Origin of the sequence: Holdemanella biformis DSM 3989, assembly GCF_000156655.1 — a bacterium.
Taxonomy (GTDB): domain Bacteria; phylum Bacillota_I; class Bacilli_A; order Erysipelotrichales; family Erysipelotrichaceae; genus Holdemanella; species Holdemanella biformis.
In genome coordinates, this window is the sequence record NZ_DS996842.1 from 20,957 (window position 1) to 39,441 (window position 18,485).

Below are 18,485 nucleotides of genomic sequence, written 5' to 3' on the forward strand. Positions count from 1 at the left end.
GGAAGGTTCTAAACACGCAAAAGCTAAATATGTATTTAGAAGATTGTTTCCAGAAGCTTCTTGGTTTAAGAATCACTCTAAATTCCTTGATTCCTATCCAATTTTCATTCCATTTTGTGCAGTCTTTCGAATTATAACGAAAGTCTTTATGAGTTGGAAAAAGTGGACTAGTGAACTAAAGAATATACTATTTATGGATTAGGAGAAATTATGGATCAATATAAATTAAAGGATTTAATGGATGCGACAAAAGAAGAGGTCGGAAAAGAACTAGTAGAAAAACTATTACCTGCAGTTATTCAAGAAGCAGGAAGCTTTTTGTTTGATAAAGGTATGGGAATGTGAGCTTGTGAAATGGTTGGATCTGTTTTGCCCGTGGCAAATAATGTTCTTCTTTCATATAAACAACATTGTCTTGAAAGAAATGTTTTAAATGCTTTAAAAAATATTCAGACTAGACAAACTGAACTTGAATATAGAATGAATAATCTATTTGAAAATAATCCAGTCTTTATTGAACAGATTACAGAGGCTTTGTTGGATAATATAATGGATGAGATACAGGAAAAGTTGGTTGAATATAATGTGAATGGATATATCAACCTCTTGGAATCGGATCATACAAACATAGATTTGGGTTTAATGTTTTTTAAAACGATGTCTCAATTGAATGATTTGGATATTCGTATATTAAAAGTGTATTCAAATCTAGAAACTTATGGTGAGAGTATTGTTTCTATATGCAATGAATTAAATCTTGAACTGAATCAAATTCGATTTATTAAGGAGAAATTGGAATGATTTGATCTATTACAGAGTCGAAATGAAGAAATGAATGATGATAATTTAGAAATGATTGTAAATTACTTGGAGAAAGTAAAAAAAGAGAATCGAAAAAGGAATCTAAATGATATAAAGGTTCCTAGTTTAAAAAGAGTGAGTGCAAGCGATAGTTATCGTATTACACCGCTTGGCAGACACTATTTGACTATGATTTGATAAAATATTCATGAAAAATTAACAATTGTTTACATATAAGATGAATTTATTTATAAAAAAAGGTTCATTTTATGGTATAGTTATAATGTTTTGGTTCATGGTTGTTTTAATCATGCTTAAAATAAAAAGTAGGAGGATAAGGGTTTATGGCTTATAAGAGAATGTCTCGTAATGATGCTTATATGAATGTGGCTAATGTAGAAGATGATGAAGATGTTATTGATCTTCTTGAAGTGGCTCGTGTTATTTTAAAACATATTAAATTAATTATTTTACTTTGTGTTGTATTTGGCGCTGTTGGATTTTTTGGAACAAAGTTTTTGATTGCGCCTAAATATACGGCTAGTACTTCCATTTATTTAACGCCTCAAGTAAGTGATAGTGGTGCTTTGGATTATAACTCACAGATTGCCAATAGTAAATTGGTTACTAACGTAGTTAACTTAATGACGCAGAATAATGTTATGTCTGAAGTGGCTAAAAATGTGGGTATGGAAAACGCAAAAAGTGTCAAAGATTGTATTGAAGTTACGAATGAATCAAATACGGAAATTATCACAATTACGGCTACAACTACAGATCCTAAGTTATCTAAGGATATCGCAAATGGAACTGTAGATACTTTTATTAAGACAATGCAGAAAAACTTAAATGTTCGTAATATTGAAATTGTAGACAAGGCAAAATTATCTTATGTACCAAGTGGTCCAAATGCAAAGAAGAATGGTGTACTTGCGGCTGCAGTTGGATTTGTACTTGGTGCAGGATATGCGGTATTAAGATTCTTGTTTGATAATCGTTTGCGTACGAAAGAAGAGGCAGAAAAATATTTGGGTATTCCTGTTTTCTGCGAGATTCCTGAATTATAATGGCTAAGTTTATAGATATTCACTCACATATCGCTTGGGGTATTGATGATGGCATGCCATCTATTGAGGATGCTCAAAGTTCGTTAGAAGCAGCTCGTAATGATGGCTTTGTAGGAATCTGTAGTACACCACACTTTATACCTGGACAATTAGATGTTTCTATTTATAATGAGATTGTTTCTCGTCAGATGGAATTAAAAGAAATGAGTCCGATTCCAATTTATTGTGGTGGAGAAGTCATGATGAATAGTGAATTCATTGATGGGTTGGATTTAGATTTATATCCTACACTAAATGGATCTCGTTATATGCTTGTGGAGTATAATGTTCTTCGTGACATTCATTCCATTGATTATAGAGATGATTGTTTGTATGAATTGAAGGTAAAGGGATTTGTTCCTGTGCTTGCGCATATTGAACGTTATTTTCATTCCGGACTTGATTATTCAATTATTGATAATTGGATTGATATGGGTTGTGTATTACAGATCAATCGTACTTCTATTTTAGGAATGCATGGAAAGACAATTCAATCGAACGCATTATCTTTATTAGATGATGGATATTGTGATGTGATTGGTACAGATACACATAGAGCAAGTGGGCATCGTATTTCTAAATTGAGTGATGCGTATTCTGTTGTTTCAAAGCGTATTGGTAGTGAGAATGCGGATATATTATTTTTTGAGAATCCTAAGCGTATCTTGAGTGATATGGATATATTAAATGTTGAGGTTGTAAAGAAAAAGAAGCGTTTTAGTTTCTTTAGGAGATAGAAATGGCAAAGAAAAAGAGAAATCAGTTTGATGTAGATGAGATTTATCGTGGCTTGCGTACAAATATTGAGTTTAGTCAAATGGATGAGGCTATGCAGGTTATTACTTGTGTAAGTACAGTTCCAAATGAAGGAAAGAGTACGATAGCTTGTAACTTGGCTCGTATTATGGCAGCAAAATATAAAAATGTATTATTAATTGATTGTGACTTAAGAAATGCATCGGTTCATAAAACGTTGCATATTTCAAATCGTTCAGGACTTACAAATATTATTTCTGAATTTCAAGAAGGACTTAGTATCAATTCGTATGAGGGTGTTCAACAAGTTCAATATGATGGTGGTCAAACACTTACTGTAATTACAGCAGGTCATAGAGTACCAAATCCTAGTGAAGTATTGGGATCTAAAAGAATGGGACGCTTTTTAGAACAAGCTCGTAAAGAATTTGGATATATTATTATTGACTCACCACCAATGGCAGTAGCATCAGATACAATTCCATTGAGTAATGTGAGTGATGGCGTATTATATGTAGTGGATGCAAAATCTTCAGATAAACGTAGAGTTAAAACGGCTATCAATGACTTAAAACGTAATGGTGGACACGTAATTGGTGTTGTATTAAACAAAGTGGATATGAGTGATGAAAACCGTTATGGCTACGGATATGGATATGGTTATGGAGGAGACGGTGATGGTGAAAAGAAATAGTTTAATATTCCTTACAGCTTTTGGTCTACTTCTAACGGGTTGTAGTAAATCTGGCTTAGAAATCACAAAAGATGATATTCTAGAAGTAGCTAGAGATGATGCGAATGCCACGAAAAGTGAATGTGAAAATGTATCCATTAAAGAACAAAAAGGTTCATATATTGTTTCATTTAATACGAATGGTGGATCTTATGAATACAAGATTGGTAAAGATGGTATTATAAAAGAACGTAGTTTTAAGCGTGGAGCTAAAGAAGAGACCACTGAAACTGAAAAGGTTGAAGAACCGGTTAAAGAAGAAACTACAAAAAAGAAGAAAAGTCTTCAACTTCATTTGATGAAGGTCAACAACAGGCAATCAATGCGGTATTGGCAAATTCTGGATTAGAACAAAGTGATGTATCTAATATTACTTGTTCTTTAGATTCAAATACAAATCAATATACAGTCACATTTGTATTAAATGATGTCACAACTACGGCTACTGTAGATGCGGCTACATTTACTGTATTATCTACAATTTTAGGATAATGAATGCATACATTTGTGTATGCATTTTTTCATTATTGTAGTAATATAGTTAGAAAATGAGGTGTTAAGTATGAATGAAAAGAAAAATGTTGTGAGTAAAGTATTTGGGATTCTATTTTCTTTAATCTTAGTTATTTCAAGTATATACTGCTTATATCAATTGATTCAATTAAATGTTTTGACAAGTAAATTATTATTTTTAGCTACAACAATATTTATATTAATCGACTTAATTTTTGTGTTATTACTATGTTTTATTTCTAAAGGTGTAGTATCTAAAATTATCTGTATTCTATTAGCTGTTGTATTATCTGTAGGATACGGTATTGGTGGATACTATATTTCTAAAACGGGTGGTGCTTTAAATAAGATTACTTCGGTTATAAAGAATGCGAAAAATACGGTAAGCATTGTTGTAAAACAATCGAGTGATGTTAAAGATAAGAAGTCTTTAAATGGCCTTAGTGTTGGTTATTTAAGAAATATTGGTACAGCTGGATCGGCTGCTATGTTAGAAGATTTAAGTAAATCCAATATTAAGATGGAACAAATACAATATGATAGTATGACAGCACTTTTAGAAGCTTTCTATAATGGAGAAGTAGATTCCATTATTATTAATGAATCAAGTCGTAGTCAAATTTTGGATATGGAAGCTTATTCTAACTTTGATTCAAATACGCGTGTGGTTTATCAAACTTCTTATAAAGTAAAAAATAATGATTCAGCCGCAGCTGTAAGTGATATTACTTCAAAACCATTTAATGTATTGATCTCTGGTTCAGATACACGTGGTGGATTTGATGAAAATGGTCGTAGTGATGTGATTATGGTAGCTACAGTTAATCCTAAATCACATACCATTCTATTAACTTCCGTACCACGTGATTTCTATGTCACTACAGCTTGTGATGCAGGGGATGGATGTATGCAAGGAGCATTAGATAAGATTACACATACGGGTATTCATGGTACGAATACGACAAAGCGTACTGTAGAACAATTATTGGGTATTGAAATTAACTATACATTCAAAGTTGGCTTTGATACAGTAACAGATTTAGTAGATGCCGTTGGTGGAATCGATGTTACTGTGGCTCCTGGATATGCAGTAGATAAACTTTTAACAAATCCTGCTTATGGTGTACATGAAGGTGTGAATCATTTAAATGGAGAGCATGCGCTTGCCTATGCTCGTGAGCGTTATGCCTATACAGAAGGGGATCGACAACGTACAAAGAATCAACAACAAGTTCTTATGGGAATTATCGATAAGATTACAAGTCCTGCAATCGTTACAAATTATGCTTCGATTATGGATAGTATGGCAAATACTTTCTCAACAACAATGTCTAATGATGAGATTACGGATTTGATTAAGTATCAGTTGAATAAGAATCCAAAATGGAAGATGGAACAGTATATGGTAGATGGTACGGGTGATACTTTAATGTGCGCTGAACTTGGAGATGCGGCATCTGTTATGGTTCCAGATCAAAGTACGGTTAAAATGGCTAAGGATAAAATTAATGCTGTTTTAGCTGGTAATTCAAGTGATGATGTACAATAATATAGCTTAGGGGTACTTACAATGAACAAAGCACATTTGGGTTTAATGATTGGAATGATTTCTTGTATCATGGCTAGTATTATATGTCTGGTTCTATATTTAATGATTTCAATTGTGTGGTTCGTTTTGGCTAGTATTGTATTATTGTTAGTTTCTTTATTATTGGTTTTTATAGATTTGTTACATGATTAAGTATTGTAGGATGGTTTAAAATGACCATCCTTTTTTTGTCGATTTGCCAAAAAGTAGTATTTTATTATATAATATGTAATTGTGAGCCATATAAATCAATTATAGGAGATTATTTTATGTCTAAAAAAGATATTGAACTTTCCCATGATGTAAAGGGAAATAGTAAAAAGAATAAGAAAAAAAGAAGGCCTATAAGTAAATTTTTAACGGTGTTTATGTTTGTTGCACTCGCATTACTTATACTTCAAATGGTGCGTTTAAATTTATTGCCATTTAAATTGATTGTGTTAATTTCGGCTGTGTTTATAATATTAGCTTTGATAGTCACTTTAATGATGCATTATAAGGCAAAGAAGTTTTTCAGTCGATTATTACTTGGGTTGATCTCTTTGTGTATGTGTGTAGCTTTTGCGTATGGAAATTATTTTATTTATAAGACGAAGGATACTTTTGATGTAGTGACAAGTCTTGCAGATAAAAGGGCTATCACAACTTCAATTATCGCATTAAAGGATTCAAATATTACTTCAAAGGCGGATCTTAAGAATAAGAAGATTGGTACTGTTCTTGAAATGGATAAGGAAGCTACAAAGCGTACTTTAGAGGCACTTAAAAAAGATGAGATTAAATATTCAACTTCAGATTATAGCAATCTAGATGATTTGGTAAATGCTTTATATGAGGGTAGTGTAAATGCGATTTGTTTAAATGAAAAGTATCGTGATGTTTTACATGAGACAGAGGAATATTTTACTTTTAACACGATTACGAATGTTGCTTATCAAAATGTGCATTATGTAGAAAAAGCGGCAAGTGAAAATGAGAGTGATCCGGTTAGAAATATTACGAAAGATGCGTTTACTGTACTTGTGAGTGGTAATGATTCTTATGGTAGTTTACAGGATTCAAATACGCGTAGTGATGCGAATATGTTGTTGACGGTAAATCCTAAAACGGGAACGATTTTGATGACAAGTATTCCTAGAGATTATTATGTAAATCTTGTATGTCCTGAAGGGGATGAAAATTCGTGTCCAGAAGAGAGTAAAGATAAATTGACACATACGGGTCTTCTTGGAATCAAGAGTACGGAAAAGTCAATTGAGAATGCTTTAGGTATAAAGATCAATTATAATGTTCGTATAAACTTTTCAAGTGTGGTTAATTTAGTGGATGCTTTGGATGGAATTGATTTGGATATCAAGGAAGGCGAAGAGTGTGATATTTTATATGCGAATATGCAGCCTGGACTGAGTGTAGGTAAGCATCATGTGGATGGTGAAACAGCTTTAGCTTTTGCACGTGAAAGACATGCTTATTTAAATGGGGATAATCAGCGTGTTAAAAATCAGCAGAAGGTATTTAAGGCAATATTTAAGCGTGTAGTATCTCCTAAGATGATTACAAACTATGGTAAGTTTATGGATGCTTTGGCAGTTGCGTTTGATACAAACATTTCGGCGAATGAAATGAGTGATTTTATTAAGTATGAACTTGGTTCTATGCCAAAATGGAAGTTTGAATCGTATTCGATTTCGGGGGATTCTGGTAATGAATTCTGTTATTTAGCACAAACATATGCTTCCATAACATATGAAAATGAATTGATGAATCAAATAGCAAGAGATAAGATTAATGCGGTTTTAGAGGGTAAAAGTTCAGATACAGTAAAAGATACATCTGGATCCGTTCAAGAGCCAAGTGCAGATAATGTAATTCATGAATCAAATGATTCAAGTACGGATTATAATTACGATTACGATTATGATTATAGTTATAGTTATGATCCAAGTTATCAAGAATCTTATGATACACAGAATTCATCGAATGAAGATTATTCGAACTCGAATACGGGTTATGATTCTTATGAAGAGCCATCATATGATGATTCTAATGAAGGGTATTAAGGAGAAAACATGAAAAAGAATATTATTTTTAAAGTTTTTGCAGTTATTCTTTCCATCTTGATGGTAGCTGCTTCAGGATTAATTGTAGTTCAACTGTCTAAAATGGATGTTTTACCACAAAGTCTATTCATTCCAGTTGTATTGATATTTGTATTAATTTGTTTGATTTTCATCTTATGGATCAACCTAATGGCAAAGGGTGTTGTAAGTAAAGTCTTTGCGGTTATATTTGTGCTTTTGTATACAGTATCTATGGGCATTGGAAATTTCTATCTTTATAAGACGGATGATTTCATGCAAAAGGTTACGGATCACAAGGTTGGTGAAGTAAAGAATACAGTTTCTATTATTGTTAAGGATGAGAGTAAAATTACTAAATTATCTTCTTTAAAGGGTAAAAAGGTTGGTCGACTTAACAATGTCGATAAGGTTGGAACAAGCAAATTATTAAAGGCTGTTAAGAAAGAAAAGGGTGCAAATTATTTTGATCTTGAAAAATATGATGGTGCTCTAAGCTTAGTTGAAGCTTTATATAATGGTGATATTGATGCGATGATTTTAAATGAATCTTATCGTGGTAATATTACAAGTGTTGAGGAATATGAACATTTCTCAACCGAAACTCGTGTCGTATATTCAAAATCATACTATACAACGAAAAAGAATGATTCATTAGTTGTTTCTGACATCACTAAAAATCCATTCACAATAAACTTCAACAATTCTTTTAACGAGTATGTCACGTGATACGTATGTAGAAACTGTTTGTGATGCCGATGGGGATGTGGCTTGTCCAAATGGTCAAATGGATAAGATTACGCATACGGGTATTTATGGATTAAACACAACGCGTGAAACAATCGAGAATTTCTATGATTTAAAAGTGAATTATTCTTTCCGTGTAAACTTTACAAGTGTTATTGACGTTGTGAATGCATTGGATGGAATTGATTTAAATGTAGAAGAAGGCGAACAATGCGATTTATTCTGGGCAAATATGAAACCAGGACTTCCAGTAGGATTACACCATGTGGATGGTGAAACAGCATTGGCATTTGCTCGTGAAAGAAAAGCATATGTGGATGGGGATTATCAGCGTGTTCGTAACCAACAAAAGGTTTTACAAGCTATTATCAACCGTGCAATCAGTAGTAGTGCATTAGTAAATTACACAAGCTTTATTGATTCTCTTCAATCAGCTTTTGAAACGAATATGACATACGATGAAATCACTGATTTAATTAAATATGAATTACAGGCAAAACCTTCATGGAAATTTGAAACTTATCAAATTTCAGGATTGGGGGACAATTTGATGTGTGCATCTATGGGACAAGGTGCAAGTGTACAAGTTCCAGATTTAAATACAGTAAGAATCGCAAGAGAAAAGATTCAAGCTGTAATGGATGGTAAATCAAGTACAGAAGTAGCTGAAGATGGCTCTCCTCAATATAATTATTATGAAACGGTTCCAACTACAGATTATTTAGAAGAGGAAACTGTTACTGAAGAGCCAATTTATTCAGATCAAATTGTTCAGGATCAGGAAACATATACTCCGGATACTGAAGAAACGGATAATGAATTTACAGAAGAACCAGAAAATTAATTTAAGAAACCATTTCGCTTTGAAATGGTTTTTTTACTTTTTATGTATTTTCAGTTATAATTAATAAATGAAAAAGAGGTTTTACAATGAATAGTCTTTATAAATCTAATTTATATAAAAATTACAGAGGACTCCTAATATCATTTATTGATGTATGTATTGTCTTCTTGGCATATATTGTCGCATTTTTAATTCAAAATAATTTTTTGATTTCAGGACGTGTAATCACTTTGACAAAATTACTTGGCTTAGGATTGTTCTTTTTGTTGGCAATCCATTTTGTTGTGTTACGCCTATTTAAAACGCAAATGTCGTTATGGACATATACGGGGCCAAATGAAATTGTTCGTACATTTTTAAGTTGTTTAGTTTGTTTTTGTATAATGTCCTTTTTTGTGATTCAAGTCGATATTTTTAATATTGAACTGATTGCTTTAGCTGAATTATTATGCTTTGTGTTCATTTTAGGTGCTAGAATGCTCTATCGTATGGCTAGACGCTACATCATGGATCTTGAAAGAGTTGAGAATTGTTTAATTGTTGGTGCTGGTAGCGGTGGATATTTATTGATGAATGAAATCTATCATAACATGGCCTATCCGTATAATGTCATTGGTTTTGTGGATGACTTTAAAAAGAAGGGGACTATGCTTAGTGGTAAGCCAGTACTTGGAACAATTGAAGAAGTGAAACAAGTGTGTGAAGAAAATAATGTGCGTTGTATTTTTATTACAATCTCTTCTGTAAATGACAAAAGAAAGCAGGAAATACTGGATTTATGTGCATCGACTTCAATCCCTACAAAAATGATGCGCATCTTAGTTGGCAGTGATGCGAATAATCATATTTCTTTTGAGGATATTGATATCAAGGATTTATTGAATCGTCCGAGCATTGATTTAAAAGTGGATCAGATTGGATCGTATCTTACAAACAAAGTGGTTTGTGTTACTGGAGCAGGTGGATCGATTGGTTCTGAATTGTGTCGTCAAATTGTTCATTTCAATCCTTCTAAATTGATTATGGTGGATATCAATGAAAATGCTCTGTATATGTTAAAACAAGAATTCTTGGTCATGAAAAGAAAACATGAAATGAAGGATTCCATTGAACTTGAATCATTGATTATATCCATTCGTGAAAGAGAAGAAATCTATAAATTAATGAAGAACTACAAACCGGATGTTGTCTATCATGCAGCCGCTCATAAACATGTTCCTTTAATGGAAGATCGTCCTACAGAAGCTATTCGTAATAATATCTTTGGAACTAAGAATGTGATTGATGCTTGTTGCGACTGCGGTATTTCTAGATTTATTATGATTTCAACCGACAAAGCGGTTAATCCAACCAATGTCATGGGAGCCACTAAACGAATGACGGAAATGTATATGCAGTCAAGAACAACGCATTGTGGTATTCATATGGCGGCTGTTCGTTTTGGAAATGTGTTGGGATCCAATGGTTCTGTGATTCCAATCTTTAAAGAACAAATCAAGAATGGAGGTCCCGTAACCGTTACACATAGAGATATTAAACGTTACTTTATGACCATTCCAGAAGCGGCTCAATTGGTTCTACAAGCTGGTTTTTATGCGAATGAAAGAGAAATCTTTGTTCTAGACATGGGACAACCAGTGAAAATATGGGATCTTGCAGATAAAATGATTCGCTTGGCCGGACTTGTACCTGGACGTGATATTGAAATTCAAGAAATTGGATTACGTCCTGGTGAAAAAATGTTTGAAGAATTGGCTCTTGAAATGGAAGAGTGTCATAAAACAGACAACAACTTAATTTTTGTTCATGAAAAAATGGACATTGATTCCACAGTTGTAGATTCTGATTTAGTTCAACTACAAGAATTAATGGAAACTACAGATGATAAACAACAAATCAAAGATGTTTTGATGAATATGATTCAAGACTAAGTATGTAAATATATCTATAAGTGCTGAGAATAAACTCGGCATTTTTCTTTATTGAAAATAGGATGTATAAATCTAAATATGGAAGAAAAAATACAAAAATAAAGAAAATAAGTTGATATTTCTATTTATTATGTAAGTTAGGAGCTAAAATGTTAATACAATTTTCTGTTACTAACTTTTTGTTTTTTAGAGATGAAGTGATCTTGAGCTTAAGTACGAATAAAGATAATTCGCATAAAGAAAATTTATTGTTTTATAAAAATGAAAGAATCTTACCGAGTGTAGCGATATATGGTGTTAATGCAGCTGGTAAATCAAATTTACATAAAGCAATGAGTGCAGCTATTCGAATGATTTGTTGGATTTAAATTTATTTTGTTGAAACAGATAATAAAACGGGTGTTTCTGATTTATATTCTTTAGATGATTTTTCACCACGAAAATCAGAAAATATTCAAAAAGGGTATTTACAGGGAAGAAATGGAGCTGTGCCAGTTGTAAATTTCAAGGATATTGAATGGTAAAAAGAAATGTGGAAATATCTGCGTTCTTCCTTTTTTTCTCAGTATGGCATATTATACATAGAACAGCATATTATTTTCCCATTTCGGAAACTTTTATTTGATTTACGTTAATATTTTCCGCTATCGCAAACACCTTTTCTAGACTTGTCCAATATAACTTAGCTACCAAATGAATTTACTGGGATTGTTAGTGCAGGATGAGCAGGATTCTTTTGATAAAAAAGAATGTAAATATATCTTAAATGATCAATCTTTTGTATAATTAGTGTGTAGTTGTATAATGGAGAAAAAGAATATGAGATGTGTGTTAATGAATAAGAATACACCTGTACTAGAGGCTGAATACATGAGTGGTGTTGGTGTATTCACAAATATATATGTGTTGTATAATATGGACTATGCGCCTTATCATTTACGTAATTCGAATTCTTTATGTGTTCAATTGAGTGAATGGTTTAAAAATCGTGGCATTCCATCCTTTAGAGATCAATTGGATTTGTTGATGCACCGTTTGAATGTACATGCACCAAGTGAATTATTAGATAAGGCTTTTGGTTTATCCTTATCCGATCAATATTGGTTAAAACCAAAGGATTTAGATATATCCTATGATAAGATCAATTTCTTTGAAAATGATTTTGAATATGCTCCATTCATGGATGCTTCTTTATCAAAGAATACGAAATGTATTCAAAATGAATCTTCATTATATTCTCCAAATAATACAACGGATGGTATGTTAAGAAAGGCTTGGATCATTGAAGATGGCATTCGCTATTTACTCAAGGGTGGCTATAAAAATGAAACACTACAACCTTTTAATGAAGTTTTGGCTAGTGAAATTTGTAGAAGACTTGGATTTGATCATGTTGAATACTCATTGGCAATCTACAAAGATATGGTTGTTTCTAAATGTCCATGTTTCATTGATATCAATACAGAGCTTGTAACGGGTCGTCAAATTATGGATGATTCGATTGATGACTATGATTCTTATATTAAAAAATTAGAATCAGAAGGTATTGGGGATGCTCGTATTAAAATGGAGAATATGTTTATACTCGACTATTTAATGTTAAATGAAGATCGGCATTTAAATAATTTTGGCATCATTCGAAATGTGAATACACTCAAATGGGTGGATGTTGCTCCTATATTTGATAATGGACAAAGTCTTAATATTCAATACTACGATGATAATGAAATGCACGTTGTAGGTGAGGGAAAATTCTTTTATGAAATTAAACCCTTTAAAGAGATCATTCAAGTCGTACAAGATTTAAATCGCATTGATATAGATAAACTACAAGATCTACCTGCATGGTTTGATGACTTGTTGCATCAATATCAACATATGACTTACTATTCGGATCAACGTATTCATAAGCTATGCGTTTTGTTGAATCGACAAATTCATAATCTTAAGTTTTTCTTAAGTAGTTGAGATAACAAGAAATTCATTTTATAATTGAATCAATCGAAAGGATGTTTGTTATGTTTTGTAAAAATTGTGGTCACGAAATTAGTGATGATGCAAAGTTCTGTTCAAATTGTGGAACAAAAGTAGAAGTTGAAGAAGAAATTGTTGAACCCATTGAGGTTGTTGATAAAACACAAGCTAAAGAATGGTATTATGTAGAGAATAATGATTCTAAAGGTGCATTTACTTTAGAAGAAATGAAAGAATTGATTGAATCCAATAAAATTACGGGTTCTACTCTAGTATGGAAGGCGAGTTTAAAGGATTGGCAAAAACTAGCGGATAGTGAGCTTAATGAATTCATGCATGTGGATGAAGAAAAGAATTGGTATTATGTTGAAAACAACGATTCCAAAGGACCTTATTCACAAGAAGAAATGAAAGGGTTTATGGATGCAGGTATTCTTTCAGGCAATAGCTTTGTATGGAAAACAGGTATGCAAGATTGGACACACCTAAAAAATACCGAGCTTGCAGGAAATGAAATGCCAGAACCAGAACCTACACCACAACCTTCTTTTTATGGGGTGAAAGAAAAGAGTATTGCCTTAAATGTTGTATTAACGTTTGTGACATGTGGACTATATGGCCTTTATTGGCTATATACCATCGCCAAAGATTTAAATGATTTATGTGCAAGCCAACACCAAGAAAAAGGAGCCGATCCATTCCTTGTGGTTGTATTAAGCATTGTCACTTGTGGTATTTATCAAATTTACTATATGTATAAAGCGGGTAAGATGGTTTCAAGCCTTACTAAAAATGGTCAACACCTAAGTGATGATAGTGTTGTTTTAATGGTATTAGCCATTCTACAACTATCCATAGTTTCTTATTGCATCCTACAAAGTAATATCAATGGACTCACAAAAAACTAAGACTTTAGGAATAGTTCTTATACTATTCCTTCTTTTATTATTCTATAAATGTCCTATTCAAAGTGTTACAGGCTTACCATGTCCCGGATGCAACATGAAAACAAGCCTATATTATCTACTTCATTTTAAATTCTCTTTATCCCTCTATTATCATGCACTCCTTATTCCTACTCTTATTGTGTTTGTGGTAGTTTTGATGAATTTAAATAAACCGGAAAGAATCAAGAAACTATTGATCATCTGGGCCATTTTCATGATTGTCTATTATATCTATCGTATGATTGTTTATTTTCCCAATAGTCCAATGATGTATTCTAAAGAAAATTTGATTTATTTCATATTTAGACACGTATAATGTCAATTAAAGCTGTATTTTGAAATCAAAAGGAGGACAAGAAGATGTCAAACATTTATTTCACAATGACAGGTTTAAATCATTATTATGGAAATGAGTTTCTAGAAAAGGAAATGGTAATTTATCTAAAGAAAGATAAAGATAATGAATATGATAAGGAAGCTATTAGTGTCAATCTTGCAGGTCTAGGAAAGATTGGCTATGTTGCTAATAGTCCATATACAGTACTAGGAGAAAGCTACAGTGCTGGAAGATTATATGACAAGATCGAAGATGAGGCACAGGGTAAGATCAAGTTCATTCTAGATAAGGGAGTTGTATGTGAACTTGTAGAATAAGGATATTAAAGAATTGGTATAGGTATAGGTAAGATGTTTTGTTAGGGGAAAATATATTTAGATAGTTCATATAAATGTTTTGATACCCATAATAAGTTAAGACGATAGAGGGTAAAAGAATCTAAATATATCATGGTAGTAATGTAATTGTAAATAAAGCAAAAATTATTACGGATGGATTCTAGAATTTTAAAAAAGATTGCGGACTTATTGCTCCACAATCTTATCTAAACTATGAATGAATTCTACAACCATCTTACGTTTGATGTCATCGATTCGAACAAGTTTATTCAAGGCTTCGATTTCATCTTCATTATCGAGGCAAACGATTTCTCTTCTTAAACGATCGATTTCATCTTCTAAACGATTTTGTTCTTTAATATACTGTTCATGAACAGCTTTGATTTGATTGTATAATTGATTATCCATGTTTACACCGCTTTCTTTAATCATAATATAGTAAACGAGAGAATAAAACAACTTATTTTTCAAAATGATTTGAGTTTTTACTTTTTCTTTGATAAACTAAATTCAAAGCGATGACAAGAAGGAGTAATTTACTTGTATTCTTTAGAGAGCAGGCGGTTGGTGAAAGCTTGTGTATAGGGTAGATGAAGGTAGTCTTTGAGTTGAATTTATGAAATGAAGTAGTAAATTTCGTGACACAGCGTTAATGTGAATGAGAATAAAATTAGGTGGTACCACGTCAAGCACGTCCTATGTGGATGTGCTTTTTTATATGTACAGAAAGGATGATTGTGGATGACGTTGGAAGCAAAATATAATCATTTAGCAGTAGAAAATGATAAATACCAAAATTGGATTGAAAAAGGATATTTCACAGCGGGCGATCTATCAAAACGCCCATATTGTATTGTGATCCCTCCACCAAATGTAACAGGGAAGCTGCACTTAGGACATGCATGGGATACAACACTACAAGATATTTTATGTCGTTATAAAAGATTAAAAGGCTATGACGTATGCTGGGTAGCTGGAATGGACCATGCGGGTATTGCGACACAGGCAAAAGTAGATGCACGTTTAAAATCAGAAGGCATTTCTCGTTATGATATTGGTCGTGAAAAATTCTTAGAAAGAGCGTGGGAATGGAAAGAAGAATATGCTTCTACCATTCGTAGCCAATGGGCTAAATTAGGCTTATCTTTAGATTATAGTCGTGAACGCTTTACTTTAGATGACGGATTAAGTCATGCGGTTCGTAAAGTCTTTGTAGACTTATATAAGGATGGACTAATCTATCAAGGTGAAAGAATCATCAACTGGGATCCTGAAGCTAAAACTGCATTAAGTAATATTGAAGTAGTACATAAAGAAATCATGGGTCACATGTACTACTTTAAATATAAAGTCGTCGAAACAGGACAAGAATTAGTGATTGCGACAACACGTCCAGAAACCATGTTTGCCGACCAAGCTATCTTTGTTCACCCAGATGACGAAAGATATAAAGACATTGTTGGAATGCATGCGATTAACCCTGCCAATGGAGATAAACTTCCAATCATGGCTGATGATTATATTGACATGAGTTTTGGTACAGCTGTTATGAAATGTACACCAGCACATGACCCTAATGACTTCGCATTAGCTAAAAAATACAACTTACCAATGCCTATCTGTATGAATCCAGATGGAACGATGAATGACATGTGTGGTAAGTATGCTGGTATGGATCGTTTTGAATGTCGTGAAGCTTTAGTCAATGACTTTAAAGAAGCAGGTGTAGTTGATCATATTGAAGAACACTTACACCAAGTCGGACACTCTGAAAGAACAGGTGTAATTGTAGAACCTTACTTAAGTAAACAATGGTTTGTGAAGATGAAACCACTTGCCGAAGAAGTATTAAAAAATCAAGAAATTGAAGATCAAAGAATTAACTTTGTACCTTCTCGTTTCAATAAAACGTTTGAACAATGGCTAGAAAACATTGAAGATTGGTGTATTTCACGTCAATTGTGGTGGGGACATCGAATTCCTGCTTGGACAAACAAAGAAACGGGTGAAATCTATGTGGGAATGGAAGATCCAAAAGACATTGAAAATTGGAAACAAGATGAAGATGTATTGGATACATGGTTCTCAAGTGCATTATGGCCATTCTCAACACTTGGTTGGCCAGAAACAACAGCTGATCTAGAACGCTATTTCCCAAATGATGTATTAGTAACAGGATATGACATCATCTTCTTCTGGGTAGCTCGTATGGCATTCCAAACACGCTACTGCATGAAGAACCGTCCATTCAAAGACGTATTGATCCATGGCCTTGTTCGTGATACACAAGGACGTAAAATGTCTAAATCATTAGGCAATGGTATTGACCCAATGGATGTGATTCAAGAAAAGGGTGCAGATGCCTTACGTTTCTTCTTAACAACAAACTCAACACCAGGACAAGACTTACGTTTTGACGAAACTAAGATGGATGCAAGCTGGAACTTTATCAATAAGATCTGGAATGCAGCTCGTTATGTTCAAATGCAAATTGGGGATACAAAACCAGAACTAGACATGACAAAAGCCAATAGCGTAGACAAATGGATCCTAGCACGCTTTAACGAAGTATTAGACCACGTATCTACAAACATGGACAAATATGAATTGGCTATTGTAGGAAACGAACTATATAGTTTTGTATGGGATGATTTCTGCAGCTGGTACATTGAACTTTCTAAAGCTACTCTATATTCAGAAGACGAAAGCTTAGTCGCTAATACAAAAGCTGTTCTTTATACAGTCATGATGGGAATTTTAAAAGTATTATCTCCATTCATGCCATTTGTGACAGAAGAAATCTATTTGAACTTACCTCATGATAAAGAAAGCTTAAATGTTGAAACTTGGCCAGAAAAAGTTGAATTCGAATATGCAGATGCAGAAAAAGATGAAATGGCATTAGTAATTAGTGCAATTCAAACGGTTCGTGAAATCAAAGTTGAATACTCAATGAAACCAAGTGAAGACTTGACGATTTCATTACACAACGACAATGGCTATGTAGCACTAAATTCAGAATCAACTGCCATTTTAGCACGCATGGCACATGCCACAGTAAAAGAAGATTTAAACACAGAAGATGTACTTTCTCGTACAATTGAAAAAGCTGTATTAACAGTTGCGATGGATGCATTGATTGACTTAGAAGAAGAAAAAGGAAAACTAGAAAAAGAAATCGCACGCCTAGAAAACGAAATCAAACGTTGTTCAGGCATGTTGAAAAATCCTGGATTCGTCAATAAAGCACCAGAAGCAAAAGTCAATGCAGAAAAAGAAAAACTAGCATCTTACACAGAAAAGCTAGAAATGACGAATACACAATTAGATAATATCCTTAAGAAATTAGGATAGTATAAATCAAACGCCCAGTGAAATCACCGGGCGTTATTTCTTTAACTGATAAAAATACTATATATGCGTTGATTTTTATATAATCGAAGGTGTAGTTTATTTTTAGGACTTTTTAGATTTAGTAATTAGATTGAGTATTAAATGTTTCTTATTTCTTTTATTCAAATAAATAAAGAACTCTAAATTAAAAAGAGAGTCATTTCATTAGAAGTGCTCTCTTTGAGAATTAAGTGAATTAGAGTTTGGTAAAATGTAAGTTAGTGATATTTGTGTTTATGATCAGCCAAAACTTTTCCTGCTCTACTTTTTTGTTTAGAATTTGATTTAGTATTGGATAATGTTTTAGCAGCTTTACTAATTTTAGGACCTGAATGACGAGCCATATAAAATACCTCCTTCCGATTCTTGTTAGAATTTTTTAATATGTTCTAGATGTTG

The 18,485-nt window shown here is 32.8% G+C and carries 22 protein-coding genes and 1 other annotated feature; of the genes, 20 read left to right on the forward strand and 2 right to left on the reverse strand.

Annotated elements, in window-relative coordinates; all coding sequences use genetic code 11:
- From EUBIFOR_RS13100 to EUBIFOR_RS05200, 19 genes are all read left to right on the forward strand, one after another.
- Positions 1-202 (forward strand): hypothetical protein (locus EUBIFOR_RS13100; protein WP_003864888.1); only part of this gene is annotated, 202 nt, incomplete at its 5' end.
- Positions 203-210: 8 nt separating this feature from the next.
- Complete coding sequence (locus tag EUBIFOR_RS13385) at positions 211-345, forward strand: hypothetical protein (RefSeq protein ID WP_003864889.1); 135 nt, start codon at positions 211-213, stop codon at positions 343-345.
- A gap of 30 nt (positions 346-375) precedes the next feature.
- Positions 376-801: a hypothetical protein gene (locus EUBIFOR_RS05135; protein ID WP_147587373.1), complete on the forward strand. Its 426-nt coding sequence runs from the start codon at positions 376-378 to the stop codon at positions 799-801.
- Positions 802-1,145: 344 nt separating this feature from the next.
- Positions 1,146-1,868: a YveK family protein gene (locus tag EUBIFOR_RS05140; RefSeq protein ID WP_003864892.1), complete on the forward strand. Its 723-nt coding sequence runs from the start codon at positions 1,146-1,148 to the stop codon at positions 1,866-1,868.
- Positions 1,868-2,644, forward strand: a complete 777-nt coding sequence (locus EUBIFOR_RS05145) for a tyrosine-protein phosphatase (RefSeq protein WP_003864893.1) — start codon at positions 1,868-1,870, stop codon at positions 2,642-2,644. Before EUBIFOR_RS05140 ends, EUBIFOR_RS05145 begins: the two co-directional genes overlap by 1 nt.
- Positions 2,645-2,646: 2 nt before the next feature.
- On the forward strand, positions 2,647-3,357 hold the full coding sequence (locus EUBIFOR_RS05150; protein ID WP_003864894.1) for a CpsD/CapB family tyrosine-protein kinase: 711 nt from the start codon (positions 2,647-2,649) through the stop codon (positions 3,355-3,357).
- Positions 3,341-3,745, forward strand: a complete 405-nt coding sequence (locus EUBIFOR_RS05155) for a hypothetical protein (RefSeq protein ID WP_003864895.1) — start codon at positions 3,341-3,343, stop codon at positions 3,743-3,745. The genes EUBIFOR_RS05150 and EUBIFOR_RS05155 overlap by 17 nt, the downstream gene beginning before the upstream one ends.
- On the forward strand, positions 3,727-3,888 hold the full coding sequence (locus tag EUBIFOR_RS12705) for a hypothetical protein (protein ID WP_003864896.1): 162 nt from the start codon (positions 3,727-3,729) through the stop codon (positions 3,886-3,888). Before EUBIFOR_RS05155 ends, EUBIFOR_RS12705 begins: the two co-directional genes overlap by 19 nt.
- 70 nt (positions 3,889-3,958) lie before the next feature.
- Entirely contained in the window at positions 3,959-5,458 is a 1,500-nt protein-coding gene (locus EUBIFOR_RS12130) for an LCP family protein (RefSeq protein WP_003864897.1), read from the forward strand.
- A gap of 21 nt (positions 5,459-5,479) precedes the next feature.
- A complete protein-coding gene (locus EUBIFOR_RS12710; RefSeq protein WP_003864898.1) occupies positions 5,480-5,650 on the forward strand; it encodes a hypothetical protein in 171 nt (56 codons plus the stop codon).
- A 116-nt stretch (positions 5,651-5,766) separates the two neighbouring features.
- A complete protein-coding gene (locus EUBIFOR_RS05165) occupies positions 5,767-7,557 on the forward strand; it encodes an LCP family glycopolymer transferase (RefSeq protein ID WP_003864899.1) in 1,791 nt (596 codons plus the stop codon).
- Positions 7,558-7,566: 9 nt separating this feature from the next.
- Complete coding sequence (locus EUBIFOR_RS05170) at positions 7,567-8,304, forward strand: ABC transporter substrate-binding protein (RefSeq protein WP_003864900.1); 738 nt, start codon at positions 7,567-7,569, stop codon at positions 8,302-8,304.
- Positions 8,294-9,166 (forward strand): LCP family protein, encoded by an 873-nt coding sequence (locus tag EUBIFOR_RS05175; protein WP_003864901.1) that lies wholly within the window; start codon positions 8,294-8,296, stop codon positions 9,164-9,166. The genes EUBIFOR_RS05170 and EUBIFOR_RS05175 overlap by 11 nt, the downstream gene beginning before the upstream one ends.
- An 86-nt stretch (positions 9,167-9,252) precedes the next feature.
- Positions 9,253-11,097 (forward strand): polysaccharide biosynthesis protein, encoded by a 1,845-nt coding sequence (locus EUBIFOR_RS05180; RefSeq protein WP_003864902.1) that lies wholly within the window; start codon positions 9,253-9,255, stop codon positions 11,095-11,097.
- Positions 11,098-11,246: 149 nt separating this feature from the next.
- Positions 11,247-11,465, forward strand: a complete 219-nt coding sequence (locus EUBIFOR_RS05185; RefSeq protein ID WP_003864903.1) for a hypothetical protein — start codon at positions 11,247-11,249, stop codon at positions 11,463-11,465.
- Between the two features lie 451 nt (positions 11,466-11,916).
- Entirely contained in the window at positions 11,917-13,065 is a 1,149-nt protein-coding gene (locus EUBIFOR_RS05190) for a HipA domain-containing protein (protein WP_050755943.1), read from the forward strand.
- Positions 13,066-13,115: 50 nt separating this feature from the next.
- Positions 13,116-13,979, forward strand: a complete 864-nt coding sequence (locus tag EUBIFOR_RS12135) for a GYF domain-containing protein (protein ID WP_050755944.1) — start codon at positions 13,116-13,118, stop codon at positions 13,977-13,979.
- Positions 13,960-14,334: a DUF2752 domain-containing protein gene (locus tag EUBIFOR_RS13545; RefSeq protein ID WP_083783528.1), complete on the forward strand. Its 375-nt coding sequence runs from the start codon at positions 13,960-13,962 to the stop codon at positions 14,332-14,334. The genes EUBIFOR_RS12135 and EUBIFOR_RS13545 overlap by 20 nt, the downstream gene beginning before the upstream one ends.
- 44 nt (positions 14,335-14,378) lie before the next feature.
- Positions 14,379-14,672: an HIRAN domain-containing protein gene (locus tag EUBIFOR_RS05200; RefSeq protein ID WP_040466223.1), complete on the forward strand. Its 294-nt coding sequence runs from the start codon at positions 14,379-14,381 to the stop codon at positions 14,670-14,672.
- 207 nt (positions 14,673-14,879) lie between these two features.
- On the opposite strand, the gene EUBIFOR_RS05205 is transcribed toward EUBIFOR_RS05200, so the two are convergent.
- Positions 14,880-15,101: a hypothetical protein gene (locus tag EUBIFOR_RS05205; protein WP_040466224.1), complete on the reverse strand. Its 222-nt coding sequence runs from the start codon at positions 15,099-15,101 to the stop codon at positions 14,880-14,882.
- 101 nt (positions 15,102-15,202) lie between these two features.
- Positions 15,203-15,395: a binding site (T-box leader), on the forward strand.
- Positions 15,396-15,434: 39 nt separating this feature from the next.
- Here EUBIFOR_RS05205 and EUBIFOR_RS05210 point away from each other — a divergent pair.
- The gene (locus EUBIFOR_RS05210) at positions 15,435-18,047 is read left to right on the forward strand and encodes a valine--tRNA ligase (protein WP_003864909.1); all 2,613 of its coding nucleotides are present in this window, start codon (positions 15,435-15,437) and stop codon (positions 18,045-18,047) included.
- 257 nt (positions 18,048-18,304) lie between these two features.
- Here the strand turns inward: EUBIFOR_RS05210 and EUBIFOR_RS13390 are convergent, their stop codons facing one another.
- Positions 18,305-18,430, reverse strand: coding sequence for a hypothetical protein (locus tag EUBIFOR_RS13390; protein ID WP_003864910.1), 126 nt, complete (start codon positions 18,428-18,430; stop codon positions 18,305-18,307).
- Positions 18,431-18,485: the final 55 nt, after the last annotated feature.

Excerpts from the sequence above, each read along its gene's own strand:
- EUBIFOR_RS13385 (WP_003864889.1), top strand. The coding sequence starts at position 211 with ATGGATCAATATAAATTAAAGGATTTAATGGATGCGACAAAAGAAGAG.
- EUBIFOR_RS05140 (WP_003864892.1), top strand. The coding sequence starts at position 1,146 with ATGGCTTATAAGAGAATGTCTCGTAATGATGCTTATATGAATGTGGCT.
- EUBIFOR_RS05145 (WP_003864893.1), top strand. The coding sequence starts at position 1,868 with ATGGCTAAGTTTATAGATATTCACTCACATATCGCTTGGGGTATTGAT.
- EUBIFOR_RS05150 (WP_003864894.1), top strand. The coding sequence starts at position 2,647 with ATGGCAAAGAAAAAGAGAAATCAGTTTGATGTAGATGAGATTTATCGT.
- EUBIFOR_RS05155 (WP_003864895.1), top strand. The coding sequence starts at position 3,341 with ATGGTGAAAAGAAATAGTTTAATATTCCTTACAGCTTTTGGTCTACTT.
- EUBIFOR_RS12130 (WP_003864897.1), top strand. The coding sequence starts at position 3,959 with ATGAATGAAAAGAAAAATGTTGTGAGTAAAGTATTTGGGATTCTATTT.
- EUBIFOR_RS12710 (WP_003864898.1), top strand. The coding sequence starts at position 5,480 with ATGAACAAAGCACATTTGGGTTTAATGATTGGAATGATTTCTTGTATC.
- EUBIFOR_RS05165 (WP_003864899.1), top strand. The coding sequence starts at position 5,767 with ATGTCTAAAAAAGATATTGAACTTTCCCATGATGTAAAGGGAAATAGT.
- EUBIFOR_RS05170 (WP_003864900.1), top strand. The coding sequence starts at position 7,567 with ATGAAAAAGAATATTATTTTTAAAGTTTTTGCAGTTATTCTTTCCATC.
- EUBIFOR_RS05175 (WP_003864901.1), top strand. The coding sequence starts at position 8,294 with ATGTCACGTGATACGTATGTAGAAACTGTTTGTGATGCCGATGGGGAT.
- EUBIFOR_RS05180 (WP_003864902.1), top strand. The coding sequence starts at position 9,253 with ATGAATAGTCTTTATAAATCTAATTTATATAAAAATTACAGAGGACTC.
- EUBIFOR_RS05185 (WP_003864903.1), top strand. The coding sequence starts at position 11,247 with ATGTTAATACAATTTTCTGTTACTAACTTTTTGTTTTTTAGAGATGAA.
- EUBIFOR_RS05190 (WP_050755943.1), top strand. The coding sequence starts at position 11,917 with ATGAGATGTGTGTTAATGAATAAGAATACACCTGTACTAGAGGCTGAA.
- EUBIFOR_RS12135 (WP_050755944.1), top strand. The coding sequence starts at position 13,116 with ATGTTTTGTAAAAATTGTGGTCACGAAATTAGTGATGATGCAAAGTTC.
- EUBIFOR_RS13545 (WP_083783528.1), top strand. The coding sequence starts at position 13,960 with ATGGACTCACAAAAAACTAAGACTTTAGGAATAGTTCTTATACTATTC.
- EUBIFOR_RS05200 (WP_040466223.1), top strand. The coding sequence starts at position 14,379 with ATGTCAAACATTTATTTCACAATGACAGGTTTAAATCATTATTATGGA.
- EUBIFOR_RS05205 (WP_040466224.1), bottom strand. The coding sequence starts at position 15,101 with ATGGATAATCAATTATACAATCAAATCAAAGCTGTTCATGAACAGTAT.
- EUBIFOR_RS05210 (WP_003864909.1), top strand. The coding sequence starts at position 15,435 with ATGACGTTGGAAGCAAAATATAATCATTTAGCAGTAGAAAATGATAAA.
- EUBIFOR_RS13390 (WP_003864910.1), bottom strand. The coding sequence starts at position 18,430 with ATGGCTCGTCATTCAGGTCCTAAAATTAGTAAAGCTGCTAAAACATTA.